Genomic DNA, 17,750 nt, shown 5'->3' with positions numbered 1-17,750 from the left:
ATGATGTTAGAATTTGCCGAAGGTATACAGTCTGCCCGTAAAACGCTGTTTGTTGAGGTGATATTGCCTTTAGCAATCAGTCGTAATTATACCTATCGCATACCTTTTGAGTTGAACAGTGACATTGCCATAGGCAAAAGAGTAGTGGTGCAGTTTGGTAAAAGCAAGTTGTATACGGCAATCGTATCTGCCATTACAGAAGCAGCGCCCGAAAAGTACGAGGCTAAATATATTCTGGATATTTTGGATGACAGGCCGGTTGTTAACCAAAGGCAACTCGTTTTTTGGGAATGGCTTGGCGAATATTATATGTGTAATGTAGGCGAGGTAATGAATGCTGCGCTGCCAACCGCTCTTAAACTGGCAAGTGAAACCAAGGTAATTATCAACCGGGATTTTCAATACGACAAAAGCCAACTGAATGATAAGGAGTTTTTGATCGTAGAGGCACTCGACCTGCAGCCCGAGCTCACGGTTAGCGATATTGCAAAATTGCTGGGGCAAAAAACCGTTATGCCTATCCTTAAGGCGTTGTTTGAGAAGAATATAATCAATATATCTGAGGAAGTGGCCGAACGCTATAAACCGCGTAAGCGTATTTATATACGGCTGAATCCGGTTTACCAGAATCCTGATGCTTTGCAGGAGTTATTTGTGATCCTCGAAAAGCGTGCACCTAAACAGGCTGATGCGGTACTGGCATATATCAAACTATCGCGACAGCAAAAAACAGTAAATAAAGCCGAGTTGATAGAGGCAAGCGGGTCGGGCGAATCAAGCATAAAATCGCTGATAGAAAAGGATGTATTTTACGCCGAGGAAAAAAATGTATCCCGATTGGGTTATACAGAAGATGACGAAGAGATAAGCAATTTTATTTTAAGCGAGGCACAGGAAACTGCACTGAAGGATATAAATAAGCAGTTTAAGCAAAAGGAAGTTGTTTTGTTGCACGGAGTGACCTCATCAGGGAAAACGCAAATATATATTAAGCTGATAGAGGCAATGATGGCTACTGGCCGGCCGGTGCTTTACCTGCTGCCCGAAATAGCTTTAACTACACATGTTATAGAACGGCTGCGCATTTATTTTGGCAGCTCGATAGGGGTTTATCACTCGCGGTTTAATGATAACGAGCGCGTAGAAGTATGGCAAAAGGTACTCAATAACGAGTATAAGGTAGTGCTTGGCGCACGCTCGTCTGTTTTCCTGCCCTTTAGCGATCTGGGGTTGATCATTGTTGACGAAGAGCATGAAACCTCCTATAAGCAGTTTGATCCGGCACCGCGCTACAACGCGCGTGATGCGGCTATTTACCTGGCTAATATGTATAAGGGGAAGGTGTTACTGGGATCGGCTACACCGTCTTTTGAAAGTTATTACAATTCACGTGTGCAAAAATACGGCTTGGTCGAGCTGAATGAACGTTACGGCGGCGTGCAGCTTCCTCTAACTGAAGTAGTAAGCGTAACCGAGGAAACCAAGCGCAAAACCATGCAGTCGCATTTCAGCAGCGTTTTAATGCAGGACATGGCCCAGGCATTGCAAAATAAAGAGCAGGTAATTCTTTTTCAGAACCGCCGCGGCTATGCCCCGGTTTTGATGTGTAAGATTTGTGCCTATACGCCCAAATGTATCAACTGCGATGTAAGCCTAACCTACCATAAACACAGCCATAAATTACATTGCCACTATTGTGGTTATAAGGAAGATTCGCCAACTATTTGCCCGGCCTGTGGCTCTACTCATTTAGAGTACAAAGGTTTCGGCACCGAAAAAGTTGAAGATGAATTATCTGTGCTGATGCCTGATGTTCGCCTTGCCCGGATGGATCTGGATACTACCCGCTCGCGCAACTCACTGCAGAATATTCTAAATAATCTTGAAGAAAAAAAGATAGATATTTTAGTAGGGACGCAAATGGTAGCGAAAGGGCTTGATTTTGCTGATGTTACTGTAATTGGTATTATCAATGCGGATAGCCTTTTAAAATACCCGGATTACAGGGCCAATGAAAGAAGCTACCAGATGCTGGCCCAGGTGAGCGGCAGGGCAGGCAGGCGTGGTAAACAGGGCAAAGTAGTTATCCAAACGTATGATCCGAACCATAGGGTTATTAAACAGGTAATAGACAACGACTATGCCGACCTTTATTTTACCGAAATGGAGGAGCGCAAGAGTTTCAAATATCCCCCATATTACCGCATTATTAACCTGGATGTAAAGCACAAGGACCCTGAAATATTATATAATCAAGCTGAATATCTGGCCACTGAATTACGCAAGCATTTCGGGGAACGGGTAATCGGCCCTGAAGCTCCACTGATCAACCGCATACGCAATTACTACATTAAATCTATCATGCTCAAATTCGAGCGGGATACCATATCTATTGTTAAAGCCAAAGTTATCATCAGGGAGGTTATCACTCAATTTCAAACCACCAGGCTGAGTAAAGGCAGTATCGTACAGCCTGATGTTGATCCATATTAACATGATTAAGGAGTCTGATAGTTTAAATGGATTATAATAAAAAATGGTAAATCCAGAAACTTAGACTTTGATATAAACTAATCTTCCTAAAAATCAATCAATAAAGTACATATAGCTATAATATCAAATCCTGTACATCCTTAAATCCCTAAATCCTGTTAATTTTGTTGGGTATTATGGCGTACAAGTTTATTGATAATTACCGCGAACAGGGGGCACGTAAAAGGCTGGTTGAATTACTGCGTAAAAAGGGGATTGAGGACGAAAGAGTTTTAAATGCTATAGCTAAAGTACCGCGCCATTATTTTTTTGATGAAACTTTCTGGAACCAGGCTTATAAAGATATTGCCTTCCCGATAGGGGAAGGCCAAACCATTTCGCAACCCTATACTGTAGCTTATCAAACTGAGCTATTGCATATTAATAAAGGCGATAAGGTGCTGGAAATAGGCACCGGCTGCGGCTACCAAACCTGCATTTTAATGGAAATCGGGGCAAAAGTTTTTACCATTGAGCGGCAGGAAAAGCTTTATGAACGCACCATACAAGTATTGCCTTATATGGGTTATAAGCCTAAATTCTTTTTAGGCGATGGCTCAATAGGAATAGCAGAAGATGCACCTTATGATAAAATAATAGTAACTGCCGGGGCGCCAACCGTGCCAGAAGTTTTGCTTAAGCAACTGAAAATAGGCGGTATCATTGTTATCCCGGTAGGGGATGAAAAATCACAAAAAATGGTAACCGTGCTAAAAACAGGCGAACATGACTATGAGCGCCATGTGTTAGATACCTTCAGATTTGTACCGCTGGTAGGTGACAGAGCGTGGTGATTGGAAAAGAGAACCAAGAAATCAGGAGTCAGGAATCAAGAAAGAAAGTGATTTTAAGATAAGGCTAACCTCTTGGTATATGTTATCGTTACTTTAAATTACTTGATCTCAAAATTACTTGATCTCATTAAAGCTATGTGCCAAAATTATCTTGGTTCGTGTTTCTTAAATCCCGACTCTCTTAAAACTATCTCTTCATCGCCCTGTCCATTTCAAGTTTTGTATCACGCTCTTTAAGGCTTTCGCGTTTATCATAGGTTTTTTTACCCTGGGCCAGGCCTATCTCCAGTTTGGCAAAGCCCCGCTCACTAATAAATAATGCAAGCGGAATGATTGTTAAGCCTTTTTCTTCGGTACGTGTCTGCAGTTTTTTGAGCTCTTTTTTATGCAGTAACAGCACCCGGTCGCGTTTGGCCTCGTGGTTGTAAAATGAGCCGAACGAGTATTCTGATATATGCAGGTTACGTACGTAAAGCCTGTTATCAATAAAGGTGCAAAAAGCATCATTGATATTAGCCTTACCATTACGGATAGATTTGATCTCGGTACCCAAAAGCTGAATACCGGCCACATACTTATCCAGTATGGTGTACTCAAAGTAAGCCTTTTTGTTTTTAATATATACGTTCTGCTCCATCCTAAACTTTATTGGGATTGCAAATATGCAATTATTTTTTTTGAGGTTTAACAATCAGCACCGGCACATTCACCCGGTGCCTTACCTCGTTAACTGTTGTGCCGAATATCAGGTCCTTTAAAACCTTGTGCCCATGCGAGCCCATCACCACAAAATCAATTTTGTTATCTTTTACAATCTGCGCAATGGCAGTTGCTGGCCCGCCAAATCCTATTTTTGCCCGGGCGTTGTAACCCAGTTTAACCAGTGCATCAACATATTTATCCAGGTTATCTACATCACTTTGCGTTTCGTTATCCATCACCTGTTTACCATAATAACGGGCGCCGGCTGTTTCAACTATGTGTATCAGATTGTAATCCGCTTCTTTACCACCCTGCATTAATGCATGCCTTATGGTGTCCTGGTCATTTTTAGAAAAATCGATAGTAATGCCTATTTGTTTGTATTGTATCGCCTCAAGGTTATCCAGCGTAGCGGCAATACCATGCGGTACATAAACGGGCTGGTTGCTGTGCTTGTAAAGCATAGGTCTGATAAACACGTAAAGAAGCAGTAAACCTATTCCAGCCGCAATTGGTGTGATGACAAAATGTACCAGGTTAGCAGCCGAGGGGCTATTTCCCGCCCAATCGTTAATTTCCTGTATTACCAGTCGCACGTTTAAGGCAACAATAATAATGGCAAAAAACCACGCAGCTATTTTCATAGGCATGCTATTGGCAAACTGCCCCATGCGTTTTTTGTCGGATGTAAAATGTATCAGCGGTATTACAGCAAAGCCTAACTGCAGGCTCAGTACCACCTGGCTAAGTATAAGCAGCTTCCCTAAACCTTCAGACCCTGCATGCAGTATAGTAAAAAAGGCAGGAATGATAGCCAGCATACGTGTAAGCAAACGGCGTAACCAGGGTGCGATACGTAGGTTTAAATGCCCTTCCATAATGATCTGACCTGCAAGTGTACCAGTTACAGTAGAACTTTGCCCGGCGGCTATAAGCGCTATGGCAAACAGGGCAGGGGCCAGCTTACCAAAAATACTGGTCAGTAATTTATGCGCGTCCTGTATCTCGGCAACTTCATGGTATCCGCGGTAATAAAAGGCGGCCGCGGCTAATATTAAAATAGCTGCATTTACAAAAAACGCCAGGTTAAGGGCAATAGTAGTATCCCAAAAGTTATAGGTTATTGCTTTTCTAATGCCTTCATCGCTACGGTCTATCTTGCGGGTTTGCACCAGCGACGAGTGTAAGTAAAGGTTGTGGGGCATCACCGTAGCGCCTATTATACCAATGGCTATGTATAATGCCTGGTTATTAAGCTGTGTTGGTATAAATCCTTTGGCTATATCAATAACATGTGGCCGCACAATAAACATCTGTACTAAAAAGGCCAGCCCCACAACAAAAATGAGGGATATGATAAAGCCTTCCAGCTTGCGCATTCCTTTATTCAGCAATAGCAAAAGCAGTAATGTATCTAACAAAGTAATAGATACGCCCCATATTAATGGTAGCCCGAACAGCAGGTTTAAACCAATAGCCATGCCTATAATTTCGGCCAGGTCGCAGGCTATGATGGCTATTTGGGCCAGTACATAAAGGCAAAAATTTACAAAACGCGGATAGGTATGTTTAGATACCTGTGCAAGATCTAAACTGCGCACTATACCAAGCCTTACACACAGGTTTTGTAATAGCAAGGCAATTAAGTTAGACAGTAGTAAAACCCAGATCAGCTTGTAACCAAACTGACTGCCCGCTGCAAGGTCTGTAGCCCAGTTGCCAGGGTCCATATAACCTACACTTACCAGGTAAGCCGGACCCAAAAATGACATTATTTTGCGCCAGCCGGTTTTGTTCTCGGTTGTAACTGTATTATGTACGTTTCCTAAAGAGTGCGAGTCGTGTTGTGTCATAAAGCAATCAGCAGGTTGTTGGCCACATCGCGGCTTATCTGTACTTGTTTTTTATTGGTTTCTAATACCACGGTATTATCGTAATTGATGATTTCTTTGACCGCGATTTTTTTGCCGATAGTAAGCCCTTGTTTCTCCAGGTATTGAAGAAACGCAGCCGAGTGGTCGCGCACGCCAGAAATAACGCCGCAATCATTAACTTTTATTGCTGATATTGGTTTTAGTTCCGTTGTTTTAAAATTACCATTGCAATCAGGTATTGGGTCGCCGTGCGGGTCGTGGGTGGGATAGCCCATAAATGCATCAAGCCGGTCTATCAGTTCGGTAGATGAAATATGTTCCATTTCCTCGGCCATATCATGTACCTCATCCCACTTAAAATTTAACTTTTCAACCAAAAAGTATTCCCAAAGGCGATGCCGGCGTATAATACTCAATGCTACCTTTTCACCAGATCGGGTAAGGCTTACGCCTTGATAACGGGTATAGTTGATCATCGCTTTTTCGGCCAGCTTACGTACCATATCTGTTACCGATGATGCCTTGGTAGCCAGTTCAGCAGCAATTTGGTTAGTACTTACATTACCGGTCGCGATTGACAGTTTGTAAATGGCCTTTAAATAATTCTCTTCGGCTAATGTATACATTTAAACAAATCTAATATTTTTTTTAGACTTGTCTAAAAATACAATTAAATCTTTAAAATGTTTTGCGGGGATTTATTTAAAAAAAATTATATTTTGTGAGATTTATAATAGTATATATTTGCATCTACCATGGCTTCAGAATTAGATAAGATAGACCTACAGATACTTAAGATTTTACAGGAAAACGGGCGTATCACCAACTTACAGCTTTCTAACGAGATTGGGCTTTCACCTGCGCCAACTCTTGAAAGGGTGCGCAAACTTGAGAATGCCGGGTATATCAAAAGCTACCATGCTCTGGTAGATGAGGAGAAGCTGGGATTAGGTATCAAAACTTTTATACAGATATCGCTTGATTTTCATCAGAAAAATACCATTCAGACGTTTTTGGATGAAATAAAAAGTATAAAAGAAGTAACCGAATGCCATCATGTTACCGGCCAATGCGACTTTTTGCTGAAAGTTTACGTGCGAGACATCAAATCGTACGAACAATTGATCATGGAAAAGATCAGCCGGATTACGGTCGTTAAAACCTTCCAAACCATGATGATCATGAGCACCAGCAAAAAAGAGCCAATTATCCCTTTGGAATATTAATCAATATGCAGATGTGCAAATGATCATTTCATTTGCACATTTTGTTTATAGCCCTGCATATTTACTCTATTTGCCAGTCAATAGGCTCTTTGCCCACTTTGATCAGATACTCGTTGGTTTTCGAGAAAGGCTTAGATCCCCAAAAGCCACGCTCTACAGATAACGGCGATGGATGCACCGATTTTAGAATAAAATGTTTACTGGCATCTATCAGCGGTATTTTTGATTGCGCGTACGCTCCCCATAAAATAAACACTACGCCACTTTTCTTTTCAGATATGGCTTTGATAGCGGCATCTGTAAATTTTTCCCATCCTTTCTTGGAGTGCGAGTTTGACTCACCTGCGCGCAACGTAAGTGTTGCATTCAATAGTAATACTCCTTGCTCGGCCCATTTTACCAGGTTGCCATGGCCCGGTATTTTAAAGCCAGGGATATCAGTACTTAGTTCTTTATAAATGTTAACAAGCGAACGGGGTATGGCGACGCCTTTTTGTACTGAAAATGATAGCCCATGTGCCTGGCCTACGCCCGGGTAAGGGTCTTGCCCAAGTATAACTACTTTTACCTTATCAAAGGGGGTAGTGTTAAATGCATTAAATATTTCAGTATTTTTTGGATATATGATATGCCCGGCGGCTTTTTCCTGTTGTAAAAATGTTTTAAGCTCAAGCATGTACGTTTTCTGAAATTCATCCCCCAAAACATACATCCATGATTTATCTAATTCTCCAGCCATAAATATTATATACAATGATTTATTTAGCCTACAAATAACGATATTTGCACACTGTTTTTATAGTAATACAAATTATGTCAAATATAGTTAGGTTAATTATTGCATGTGTTATAATGGGCGCAGGGGTTACACTGTGCGGCTTTGGCTTTTGGGGATGGGGGATTCCTGTATTTCTGATTGGTGGATTAACACTGCTTACCTTCTTTTTTAACGAAAATATGCTTATTGCACAGTTTTATCTGCGCAAAGAGAAATCAGACAAGGCCGAAGAGTTTCTTGGCAAAATAACAGACTACGAAAAACAATTGCACAAAGGCCAGTGGGGTTATTATAACCTGCTTATCGGTTTAATAGAGTCGCGCAAGGCGCCTTTAAAGGCCGAAAAGTACTTTAAGAAAGCTTTATCACTGGGCATGAGTATGTCGCACAATACGGCTTTAGCCAAATTAAGCCTGGCTGGTATATCCATGGCTAAACGTAACAAGCGTGAGGCAGAAATGTATATTAAAGAGGCGGCTAAAGATGATAAAAACAAGCTGCTTGCCGATCAGATCAAGATGATGAAGGCGCAAATGGGGCAGATGGACAAGCAACAGGTTGTGCGTGGCTTCCGCCAAAAATTCTGACAGCTTATTTCTCGTCAAGCTTACTGAAATATTCAGGCTCTGATGAGTGGCTTTGGCTTGGCTCGATATGCCTGTCAACTATATGCATTTCTGCAGGTGTATAGTTATAGTCATCTGCATACCTTTCCTGTTTTTTTGTTTCTGCAGGTTCAGATACCTCAACTATTTTTAACAGGCTGCGAATGAATGACAGGTCGAAATTACTTCGGTTTAATTTTATAAGATATTCGTTTTCTGTTATTTCAAGAATAGAGTTTGTCATAAACTTTCATTTAATAGAGTGTACGGTATAAAATTGAACAACTACTATTAATTGAAAGTTTTATGTACTTTATGTTTTTGTTAAGAGTTGTTGGCAAGTAATGCCAAATCTTAAAAAATGCCGGTGTAATTTTGAGGAGTTATTTGTTTTATCTCCTGTTTTACATTGTCACTTATCTCTAAATTATCTACAAAGCCAGCAATGGTTTCAGCATTTACACCTGTATTGGTACGGGTAAGTTCTTTTAAGGCCTCATATGGGTTTGGGTACCCTTCCCGGCGTAAAATAGTCTGTATAGCTTCTGCAACTACCGCCCAGTTAGCCTCTAAACTTGCGTTTATAGCGGCCTCGTTAAGTAGTAGTTTGTTTAAGCCCCTCAAGGTAGATTTAAATGCTATCAGCGTATGCGCCACAGGTACGCCAATATTGCGCAATACGGTAGAATCGGTAAGGTCGCGTTGTAAACGTGAGATTGGTAGTTTGGCCGCAAGGTGTTCAAATAAAGCATTTGCAATGCCCAGGTTACCTTCGCTGTTTTCAAAATCAATAGGGTTCACCTTGTGCGGCATAGCAGATGAGCCCACTTCACCTGCTTTGATTTTTTGCTTAAAAAAATTCATGCTGATGTAGGTCCAAATATCCCGGTCAAGGTCAATAATAATATTATTGATGCGTTTTAAAGCATCGCATTGAGCTGCAAAATTATCATAGTGCTCAATTTGGGTGGTGTACTGCGAACGACTAAGTCCTAAAACATTATTTACAAAATGATTACCAAATGCTTTCCAGTCAATACCCGGGTAGGCTACATGATGCGCATTGAAATTGCCGGTAGCGCCACCAAACTTAGCGGCGTCAGGTACAGCTTTTAACAATTCCAGTTGTTTTTCCAGGCGCTCAACAAAAACATTTATTTCTTTCCCTAAACGGGTAGGAGATGCCGGCTGTCCATGCGTATGAGCAAGCATTGATACATTTTCCCATTCATTTACATATTCCCTTAGCTTTTCAATCAGCTCCTCCAGTTCCGGATAATAAACTTCTTTTAACGCAGCCTTAAAAGAGTATGGGATAGCCGTATTGTTAATATCCTGAGATGTAAGCCCGAAATGGATAAACTCCTTATATTTCTGAAGGCCAAGCTTATCAAATTCCCCTTTTATAAAATATTCAACAGCCTTTACATCATGATTAGTAGTTTTTTCAATCTCTTTAATAGCTTCAGCATCCGCCTCGGTGAAATTTATGTATATGTCGCGTAACTTTTCAGCTTTAGCGCTATCAAAATCCTGAAGCTGAGGCACAGGTAGTTGAGTAAGAGCTATGAAATATTCTATCTCAACATAAACCCGGTACTTAATTAATGCGAATTCAGAAAAGTAGAGTGCAAGAGGCAATGTTGAGTTACGGTATCTGCCGTCGACAGGAGAAATAGAGGTAAGGGAATTTAATTCCATCGAATAAATTTTTTGCAAAGATAGACAAATGTTGAAAACGAGGTGTTAAGGGATGAGTAATTTAAAATGGAAACTTTGAAATCTAAAATTGTTTCCTTAGTTTTGACCCGAAATGTCAAACGGTCAAATTGATAGAATAATTATAGGTGCCGAAGAGTTGTTTATGCAGGCCGGCATCAAAAGTGTCACTATGGATGACATTGCCCGGCATTTAGGAATGTCGAAAAAAACCATTTATCATTTTTTAAATGATAAGAATGATCTGGTAATGGCGCTGGTCAAGAAAAAACTGGCAGAGGATGAAGAGCAGATGAACAATATCATCAGCACATCTTTGAATGTAATTGAGGAGATGATCAATATGATGAAATGTTCTGAAGAGATCTTCGGGCGCATTAATCCCATTGTGATACACGATATGCAAAAGTATCACCCGGATGCATGGGCGGAGTTTCAACGGTTTAAATCTGAGGTATTGGTTAAAACCCTGGAAGAACTTTTGATAAAAGGGATTAAACAAGGTTTTATCCGCTCAGATCTCGATGTAAAGATCATGGCGAAAATGAGGGTTAATCAGGTTGAAATGGGGTTTAATACGGTTATTTTCCCGGTTGCCCAGTTCAGCCCATGGAAAGTGCAATATCAGTTACTTGAGCATTTTAACTATGGTATATGTACACTGGAAGGGCATAAACTGCTTGATCAGTACAAAGAGGCAAATACGGGGCAAAGTAAATTTTTAAAAGAGGCTTAATTGCTGACATACGGTTGTCAACCAAAGAAATTGATTTGTTTTAAAATACATGCAAACAATAAATCCATCATATATCTAAACACACGAATGAAACAAATACTAACCCTACTAATTTGCTTAACGGCAGCCCTTACCGGGTTTTCACAAACGCAGCCCGTGCCGCAAACGTACAGTTTTTCTGTACAGGATGCCGTGAACTATGCGTATCAGCATCAAAACTCGGTTTTGAATGCTGCGTTGGATATGAAGAGCGCCGAGTACAAAGTGAAAGAAACTACCGGTATAGGTTTACCTCAAATAAACGGTACCGCTTCATTCACTGATTATCTGAAGATCCCTACTACTTTATTACCTGGCGAATTTTTTAACGCCCCGGGGACATTTATCCCTGTAAAATTTGGTGTGAAGTACAATTCAAATTTAGGGGTCACTGCTAACCAGATATTATTTAACGGGAGTTACCTGGTAGGTTTAAAGGCTTCTAAAACCTATAAGGAGCTATCTGCCCGTGCTTATACACGCTCAAAAATTGAAGTTAATGTAAATGTTACTAAAGCTTACTATCAAGTGCTGGTCAATAACGAACAGTTACGTTTAATTGATGCGAATATTAATCAGTTAAAGCAGCAGGTTGAACAAACAACAGCACAAAACAAACAGGGCTTTGTTGAGAAAATAGATGTTGACCGGATTACCGTTCAATACAACAACCTGCTTACAAACAGGGAAAACGTAATAAGGTTACTCGCATTAAATTACCAGTTGCTAAAGTTTCAAATGGGTATGCCCATAGAGAACAATTTGGTTTTAACAGATAAATTAAGCGATGTTGCATTAGATAAAAGCCCTGAGGTGTTAAGCGCAGATACCGCCTTTTACCATAACCGCATAGAATACGCATTACAGGAAACTCAGAAAAAGCTGAACGAACTGGATGTAAAAAATAAGAAATCGCAGTACTTGCCAACACTTAGCGCTAATGCCAGTTATGCAGCTTCTTACCAAAACGATAGTTTTAAGAAGTTATATAGCAATAACTTCCCATCGGCTTATGTTGGTTTAAGTTTAAACGTGCCGATTTTTAGCGGTTTTCAAAGAAAATACCAGGTAAGGCAATCGCAGATAGAGGTTTTAAAGGCAGATAATGATCTCCACAATCTTAAGAACGCACTTAGTTTAGAAGCTAACCAGGCAAGTGTTAATTATTTGAATGGCTTGCAAACTTTGAATAACCAAAAGCAAAGCCAGGCTTTAGCCCAGGAGGTTTTACGTGTGGCCAAAATCAAGTACCAGCAGGGGGTAGGTTCAAGCATTGAAGTTACGCAGGCACAAACAGCGCTTGAAGATGCCGATAACCAATACATCCAGGGATTATATGATGCGCTGGTAAGCAAGGTGGATCTTGATAAGGCTTTCGGACGAATTAAATAACAACAACTAAACTAAAATCACTCATATCAAACTCAACATGAAAAAAATTATATACATACCGGCTTTATTGTTATTAGCAGCATGCTCTAACAAGCCAAAAGATAAAAAGGCGGAACTTGCCAATTTGCAGAAACAGCAGGCCGAGCTTAATGCGAAAATCACTAAATTACAGGCTGAGGTAGGTGGTAACGATTCTGCCAAAATAACCGAAGTTGGCGTAGTTGATGTTAAAAGCGGCGCATTTACTAATTATATTCAGATACAGGGTAAAATAGATGCGCAGGACAACGTTACCGCTTACCCCCAATCTCCGGGTACTATAACCAGGATCAACGTTAAGGTGGGGCAGCATGTATCTAAAGGGCAGGTGCTGGCGCAGTTAGATGCCAGCGTATTGCAGCAAAGCATAGCGCAGTCAGAAGCACAGGTAGCGTTGAATCAAACATTATATAATCGCCAGAAAGCATTATGGGACCAGAAAATAGGTACTGAAGTCCAATTTTTGCAAGCTCAAACTAATTTGCAGGCCAGTAAAAAGGCATTATCTGCTTTGCGCGAACAAGCTGCCATGTATCGTATTGTATCGCCTATCAGTGGCACAATAGACCAAATGGACCTTAAACTTGGGCAGGTTGCACAACCCGGCCAAACAGGTATACGTATAGTTAATGCCGATATATTAAAAGTAAAGGCTGATGTGCCAGAGTCTTACGCGGGCAGTGTTGCCACCGGTAATAAAGTGAAGATTGTTGTACCAGATGCAAACGACTCGCTGACTACCAATGTTACGTTTGCGGCCAAAGCAATTGACCCTACATCACGCAGCTTTGCAGTAGAAGTAAGGTTGCCAGATCGTAAATCGCTAAGGCCAAACATGACGGCTATTTTAAAAATAGCGAACTACTCAAAGGCCAACACCATTACCATACCCGTTAAAGCGATACAACGTGCCGAAGATGGAGATTATGTGTATGTAAACGCCAATGGTACTGCTAAACGTACAGTGATTAAACCAGGTGTAACGTATGGCGGCATGACGGAAGTATTGTCGGGTCTTAAAGCCGGTGATCAGATAGTTACCGAAGGCGCTGCCGACATTGAGGATGGCGACAAGATAAAAGCAACACAATCTGCTATATAGTATTAAACTCCTTATCTGTAACAGATATGAAAGATGTAAAAAAAGAATTTGCGCCCTCAAGCTGGGCCATTGATAATAAAACGGCCATCTATGTGCTGATGTTCCTGATAACAGTTTTAGGTATTATCAGTTACAACAACCTCCCCAAAGAGAACTTCCCGGATATTGCCGTACCAAAGGTTTTTGTTACTACCCAGTTTTTAGGCCAGTCTCCGCAGAATATAGAGAACCTGGTGACAAGACAGATTGAGAAGAAGCTAAAATCGCTTAAAGGTTTAAAAAAGGTAACATCAAACTCCGTACAAAACGTATCTATTATCACAGCAGAGTTTAACGCCAATGTTGACGTTAAAGACGCTAAAATAGATGTGCAGGATGCGGTTGACAAAGCTCGTCAGGACCTCCCTCAGAATGATAATAATTTTAAAGAGCCAACAGTATCTGATATCAACGTAGCGGATTTGCCTATTCTTTATATTAACCTTTCCGGTGATTACGATCTTAAAAAGCTGAAAGAATACGCAGATATACTTAAGGATGAAATTGAAGGCTTTAAAGAAATATCAAAAGTTGACGAGATAGGTGCTTTGACACCGGAGATACAGGTTAATGTCGACCTGAACAAAATGACTGCTGCGCAGCTGACCTTCACTGATATTACAAACGCTATTGGTGGCGAAAATATACTGGCATCTGCAGGGACTATTAAATTAGATGGTGTACGCAGGAGCATAGATATTAAAAAGGACTTTAAGAACGCAAATGAAGTGGCCGAGATGGTGATACGTAATCCAAAAGGCCAGGCTGTTTACCTGCGGGATATAGCCGATGTAAAGGATTCGTTCTTAGAGCAGGAAAGCTACGCACGTTTAAAAACACCTGAGCAGCAAAAATTCAAGAACGTAATAACACTAAATGTTAGTAAGCGTACAGGTGAAAACCTGATTGAAGCGTCTGATAAGATCAACGCTTTAATTAAGGAAAAACAACAAAACGTTTTTCCTAAAGGGTTAAATATTACTGTAACCGGCGATCAGTCAGACAAAACCCGAACCACCCTTAATGACCTGATCAATACCATAGTGATAGGGTTTATATTAGTGACCGTTATCCTGATGTTCTTTATGGGTACAACCAATGCTATTTTCGTAGCATTATCTGTTCCGTTATCGTGTTTTATCGCCTTCCTGATAATGCCGGCGATAGGGTTTACACTTAACATGATCGTATTATTCTCGTTCCTGCTTGCTTTAGGGATAGTTGTAGATGACGCTATTGTGGTTATAGAAAATACCCACCGTATTTTTGCCAATGGTAAAGTACCAATAAAAGAAGCTGCGAAAATGGCTGCAGGTGAAGTGTTCCTTCCTGTATTTTCAGGTACAATGACTACCCTTGCACCATTCGTGCCTCTGGCATTCTGGAATAGTATCATTGGTGAATTTATGTTCTTCCTGCCGATCACGCTAATTATTACGCTATTAGCATCACTGGTTGTAGCTTACATCATGAACCCTGTGTTTGCTGTGGATTTTATGAAACCACACCATGAAGGAGAGCATGATAATCCTAAATTTGATAAAGCCACAAAGCGTGCTTTAGCATGGCTGATTGGTGCAACTGTTATAGGATACCTTATCAATGTAGGCTTTGGTAACTTTATGGTTTTGATCATTATTTTGTACTTGCTAAATCACTTCTTCTTATTGAAAGTTATAGACAGGTTCCAAAATAATGTATGGCCTAAATTCCAGAATTGGTATGCCAAATGGCTGGAGCGCGCGGTAAAGCGGCCGGTAACCATGCTGTTGGGAACGTTTGGTTTATTTATATTGGCAATTGTACTGACGGCTGTTTTAGGCAAAACCCCTGAGTTTTTTCCGTCTGGCGACCCTAACTTTGCTTATGTATATATAACTATGCCTATCGGTACGGATCAGGCCACAACTAATGAGGTGACCAAAAAGGTTGAGCAAAAGGTAGCGCAAATAGTTGAGCCTGATAAGGACATTGTATCATCCATTATATCAAACGTAACCAAAAGTGTTACCGATCCCCAGGATGAAGACCAGGGCGATTATCAGAACCGTGGTAAAGTAACTGTTGCCTTTGTAGAGTTTGGTGACCGTAACGGTAAAGATACTAAGCCTATTCTTGCTAACATTCGTAAACAACTGCAAAATATTGTGCCTGGTGTTACCATAGCTGTAGCTCAGGAAAGCAGTGGACCACCGGTACAAAAAGATATCAGTATTGAAATTATCGGTGATAATATTGATACCCTTGTTAATACAGGTAACCGCCTAAAAACCTACCTTGAGAAACAAAATATCGCAGGTATTGAAAATCTTGTTGCCGACGTACAAAACGACAAACCTGAAATTGTGTTTGACATTGACAGGGAGCGTGCAAACCGGGAAGGTATATCAACCGGACAGATCACTCAAAATCTGGCTACTGCCATCTTCGGTGCTAAAGCTGCTGATTTCAGGAACACAAAAGAAGATGATTACCAGATTAAGGTAAGGGCGCTTAAAGACCAGCGTGAGAACATTGACGAATTACGCAATATGAAAATAACGTATCGTGATCTGGCAACCGGGGGTGCTATTCGGCAGGTACCTATCTCGGCCTTTACAGATATTCGGTATACAAATACGTTCAGTAATATTAAACGTAAGCAGCAGCGAAGGGTATTAACTTTGGGTTCAAATGTTATAAAACCTTATAATGCTAATGAAGTTAACGCCAGTATTTTAAGGGCTATCAACAATTTCAAACGGCCTGATAATGTTATTATCCGTCAGGGTGGCGGGCAGGAAGATCAGATGGAAGCTGTGAACTTTTTAGGCGGTGCTATGCTGACCTCATTTGGTTTGATACTGATCATCCTGATGATACAGTTCAACTCTATTGGTAAAACATTTATCATTATCAGCGAAATTTTCTTCAGTATCATAGGTGTATTATTGGGTACCGCTATTTTCGGTATGACCATGGCTATTGTAATGACCGGTGTGGGTATTATAGCACTTGCAGGGGTTGTGGTGCGTAACGGTATATTGCTGGTTGAGTTTACCGATATGCTGATTGAGCAAGGCGCCAGCCTGCATGACGCTGTGGTTGAAGCGGGCCATACCCGTATGACCCCGGTATTACTAACCGCAACAGCGGCCATATTAGGCTTAATACCACTTGCAGTTGGTTTCAATATCGATTTCGTAGGATTGTTCACTCATTTTGAACCACACATTCACTTTGGTGGTGATAACGTTGCCTTTTGGGGGCCATTGGCATGGACCATGATATTTGGCCTTGGGTTTGCAACTATTATTACCCTGATACTGGTTCCGTGTATGTATATCATCCGCGCCAATATGAAAAATTACTTCTTTGGCAAAAAGGATAAGAAAGACAAACCGGAATTTGAAGTAGCCGAAGTATAATCCAAAAATCAACATAACACGCAAAAGAGCCGCTACCAATCTGGTGCGGCTCTTTTGCGTGTTAATAAACCTTATCGTTGTAATATAGCCCTCGTTAACCTAATGTTCACCAACACACATACGAACATCGTGAACATGCGTAAAACATTAGTTATCAGGTCAATTAAAATAATGGTGACATTACAACGCCACCACTTAGATTTACGATATATACTATTTAAACCGTTTAATAAGGCTTTTTAAATTGCCTGCTAATTTGTTAAGTTTCCGCTCGCGCCTGCTGCCTGCATCAAGTGCTTCATAAACGAGGCCTGCAGCTACGGCATAAACACCATGATGTAATACATCTATAGCTATTGCTTTTGGTTCCTGCTCATCAATTGGCTTTGCTGCACCATGTTTTGGCAGCATTACCAATGCAGTACCCCAAACAGCCCCAAAGTGTACCAGCGTTGCTGGCACCCCCTTTAAACCTGTTAAACCTATTAAACCACGGGCAATGCCCCATGCAGTACCATAGGCCCAGTGTATCTCCTGCGATAGCTTTTGTTTATCCTCTGGGGCCGAGGGTTTGGCATCGGCTACATCTTCCACAACCTTAACAGGTGCATCACTGCTTTCGCGCCTGGTGATTTTCATTTCTATGGTTTGTGATAGGGTCATAGCAGCGGTAGCTGCCAAACCGGCAAGTAAACCTTTGCCTATAGCACTACCTAAAGCGCCCAATGCATTATCTTCATGTATTTTCATGGTTGAATGATTTAAG

The 17,750-nt window shown here is 41.0% G+C and carries 15 protein-coding genes; 8 read left to right on the top strand and 7 right to left on the bottom strand.

The window, feature by feature from the left end:
• The first annotated feature begins 3 nt into the window (after positions 1-3).
• Entirely contained in the window at positions 4-2,493 is a 2,490-nt protein-coding gene (priA, locus tag ACFQZX_RS11070) for a replication restart helicase PriA (protein ID WP_377115331.1), read from the top strand.
• A 176-nt stretch (positions 2,494-2,669) separates the two neighbouring features.
• Complete coding sequence (locus tag ACFQZX_RS11065) at positions 2,670-3,326, top strand: protein-L-isoaspartate(D-aspartate) O-methyltransferase (RefSeq protein ID WP_377115058.1); 657 nt, start codon at positions 2,670-2,672, stop codon at positions 3,324-3,326.
• Positions 3,327-3,513: 187 nt separating this feature from the next.
• On the opposite strand, the gene smpB is transcribed toward ACFQZX_RS11065, so the two are convergent.
• From smpB to ACFQZX_RS11050, 3 genes are read right to left on the bottom strand one after another with little or no spacing between them, the layout of a single operon-like run.
• On the bottom strand, positions 3,514-3,963 hold the full coding sequence (smpB, locus tag ACFQZX_RS11060) for an SsrA-binding protein SmpB (RefSeq protein ID WP_377115056.1): 450 nt from the start codon (positions 3,961-3,963) through the stop codon (positions 3,514-3,516).
• A 31-nt stretch (positions 3,964-3,994) separates the two neighbouring features.
• A complete protein-coding gene (locus ACFQZX_RS11055; protein WP_377115054.1) occupies positions 3,995-5,881 on the bottom strand; it encodes an Nramp family divalent metal transporter in 1,887 nt (628 codons plus the stop codon).
• Complete coding sequence (locus ACFQZX_RS11050; protein WP_377115051.1) at positions 5,878-6,528, bottom strand: metal-dependent transcriptional regulator; 651 nt, start codon at positions 6,526-6,528, stop codon at positions 5,878-5,880. Before ACFQZX_RS11050 ends, ACFQZX_RS11055 begins: the two co-directional genes overlap by 4 nt.
• A gap of 129 nt (positions 6,529-6,657) precedes the next feature.
• On the opposite strand from ACFQZX_RS11050, the gene ACFQZX_RS11045 reads away from it, so the two are divergent.
• Positions 6,658-7,128: an Lrp/AsnC family transcriptional regulator gene (locus ACFQZX_RS11045; protein ID WP_377115048.1), complete on the top strand. Its 471-nt coding sequence runs from the start codon at positions 6,658-6,660 to the stop codon at positions 7,126-7,128.
• Positions 7,129-7,189: 61 nt separating this feature from the next.
• On the opposite strand, the gene ung is transcribed toward ACFQZX_RS11045, so the two are convergent.
• A complete protein-coding gene (gene ung, locus ACFQZX_RS11040; RefSeq protein ID WP_377115046.1) occupies positions 7,190-7,867 on the bottom strand; it encodes a uracil-DNA glycosylase in 678 nt (225 codons plus the stop codon).
• 74 nt (positions 7,868-7,941) lie between these two features.
• Between ung and ACFQZX_RS11035 the strand changes: the two genes are divergently transcribed.
• Positions 7,942-8,493, top strand: coding sequence for a tetratricopeptide repeat protein (locus ACFQZX_RS11035; protein ID WP_377115043.1), 552 nt, complete (start codon positions 7,942-7,944; stop codon positions 8,491-8,493).
• 4 nt (positions 8,494-8,497) lie between these two features.
• On the opposite strand, the gene ACFQZX_RS11030 is transcribed toward ACFQZX_RS11035, so the two are convergent.
• The gene (locus tag ACFQZX_RS11030; RefSeq protein WP_377115041.1) at positions 8,498-8,755 is read right to left on the bottom strand and encodes a hypothetical protein; all 258 of its coding nucleotides are present in this window, start codon (positions 8,753-8,755) and stop codon (positions 8,498-8,500) included.
• Positions 8,756-8,865: 110 nt separating this feature from the next.
• Entirely contained in the window at positions 8,866-10,212 is a 1,347-nt protein-coding gene (gene purB / locus ACFQZX_RS11025; RefSeq protein WP_377115039.1) for an adenylosuccinate lyase, read from the bottom strand.
• 112 nt (positions 10,213-10,324) lie between these two features.
• Here purB and ACFQZX_RS11020 point away from each other — a divergent pair, with 112 nt between their 5' ends.
• From ACFQZX_RS11020 to ACFQZX_RS11005, 4 genes are all read left to right on the top strand, one after another.
• Entirely contained in the window at positions 10,325-10,966 is a 642-nt protein-coding gene (locus ACFQZX_RS11020) for a TetR/AcrR family transcriptional regulator (protein WP_377115036.1), read from the top strand.
• A gap of 87 nt (positions 10,967-11,053) precedes the next feature.
• Positions 11,054-12,397 (top strand): TolC family protein, encoded by a 1,344-nt coding sequence (locus ACFQZX_RS11015; RefSeq protein ID WP_377115034.1) that lies wholly within the window; start codon positions 11,054-11,056, stop codon positions 12,395-12,397.
• Between the two features lie 37 nt (positions 12,398-12,434).
• Positions 12,435-13,538: an efflux RND transporter periplasmic adaptor subunit gene (locus ACFQZX_RS11010; RefSeq protein WP_377115032.1), complete on the top strand. Its 1,104-nt coding sequence runs from the start codon at positions 12,435-12,437 to the stop codon at positions 13,536-13,538.
• Positions 13,539-13,564: 26 nt separating this feature from the next.
• On the top strand, positions 13,565-16,984 hold the full coding sequence (locus ACFQZX_RS11005) for an efflux RND transporter permease subunit (protein ID WP_377115029.1): 3,420 nt from the start codon (positions 13,565-13,567) through the stop codon (positions 16,982-16,984).
• 213 nt (positions 16,985-17,197) lie between these two features.
• On the opposite strand, the gene ACFQZX_RS11000 is transcribed toward ACFQZX_RS11005, so the two are convergent.
• Complete coding sequence (locus tag ACFQZX_RS11000; protein ID WP_377115027.1) at positions 17,198-17,734, bottom strand: hypothetical protein; 537 nt, start codon at positions 17,732-17,734, stop codon at positions 17,198-17,200.
• Positions 17,735-17,750: the final 16 nt, after the last annotated feature.

Origin of the sequence: Mucilaginibacter litoreus (assembly GCF_042676805.1) — a bacterium.
Classification (GTDB): domain Bacteria; phylum Bacteroidota; class Bacteroidia; order Sphingobacteriales; family Sphingobacteriaceae; genus Mucilaginibacter; species Mucilaginibacter litoreus.
This window is presented reverse-complemented; position numbering and strand designations above follow the sequence as displayed.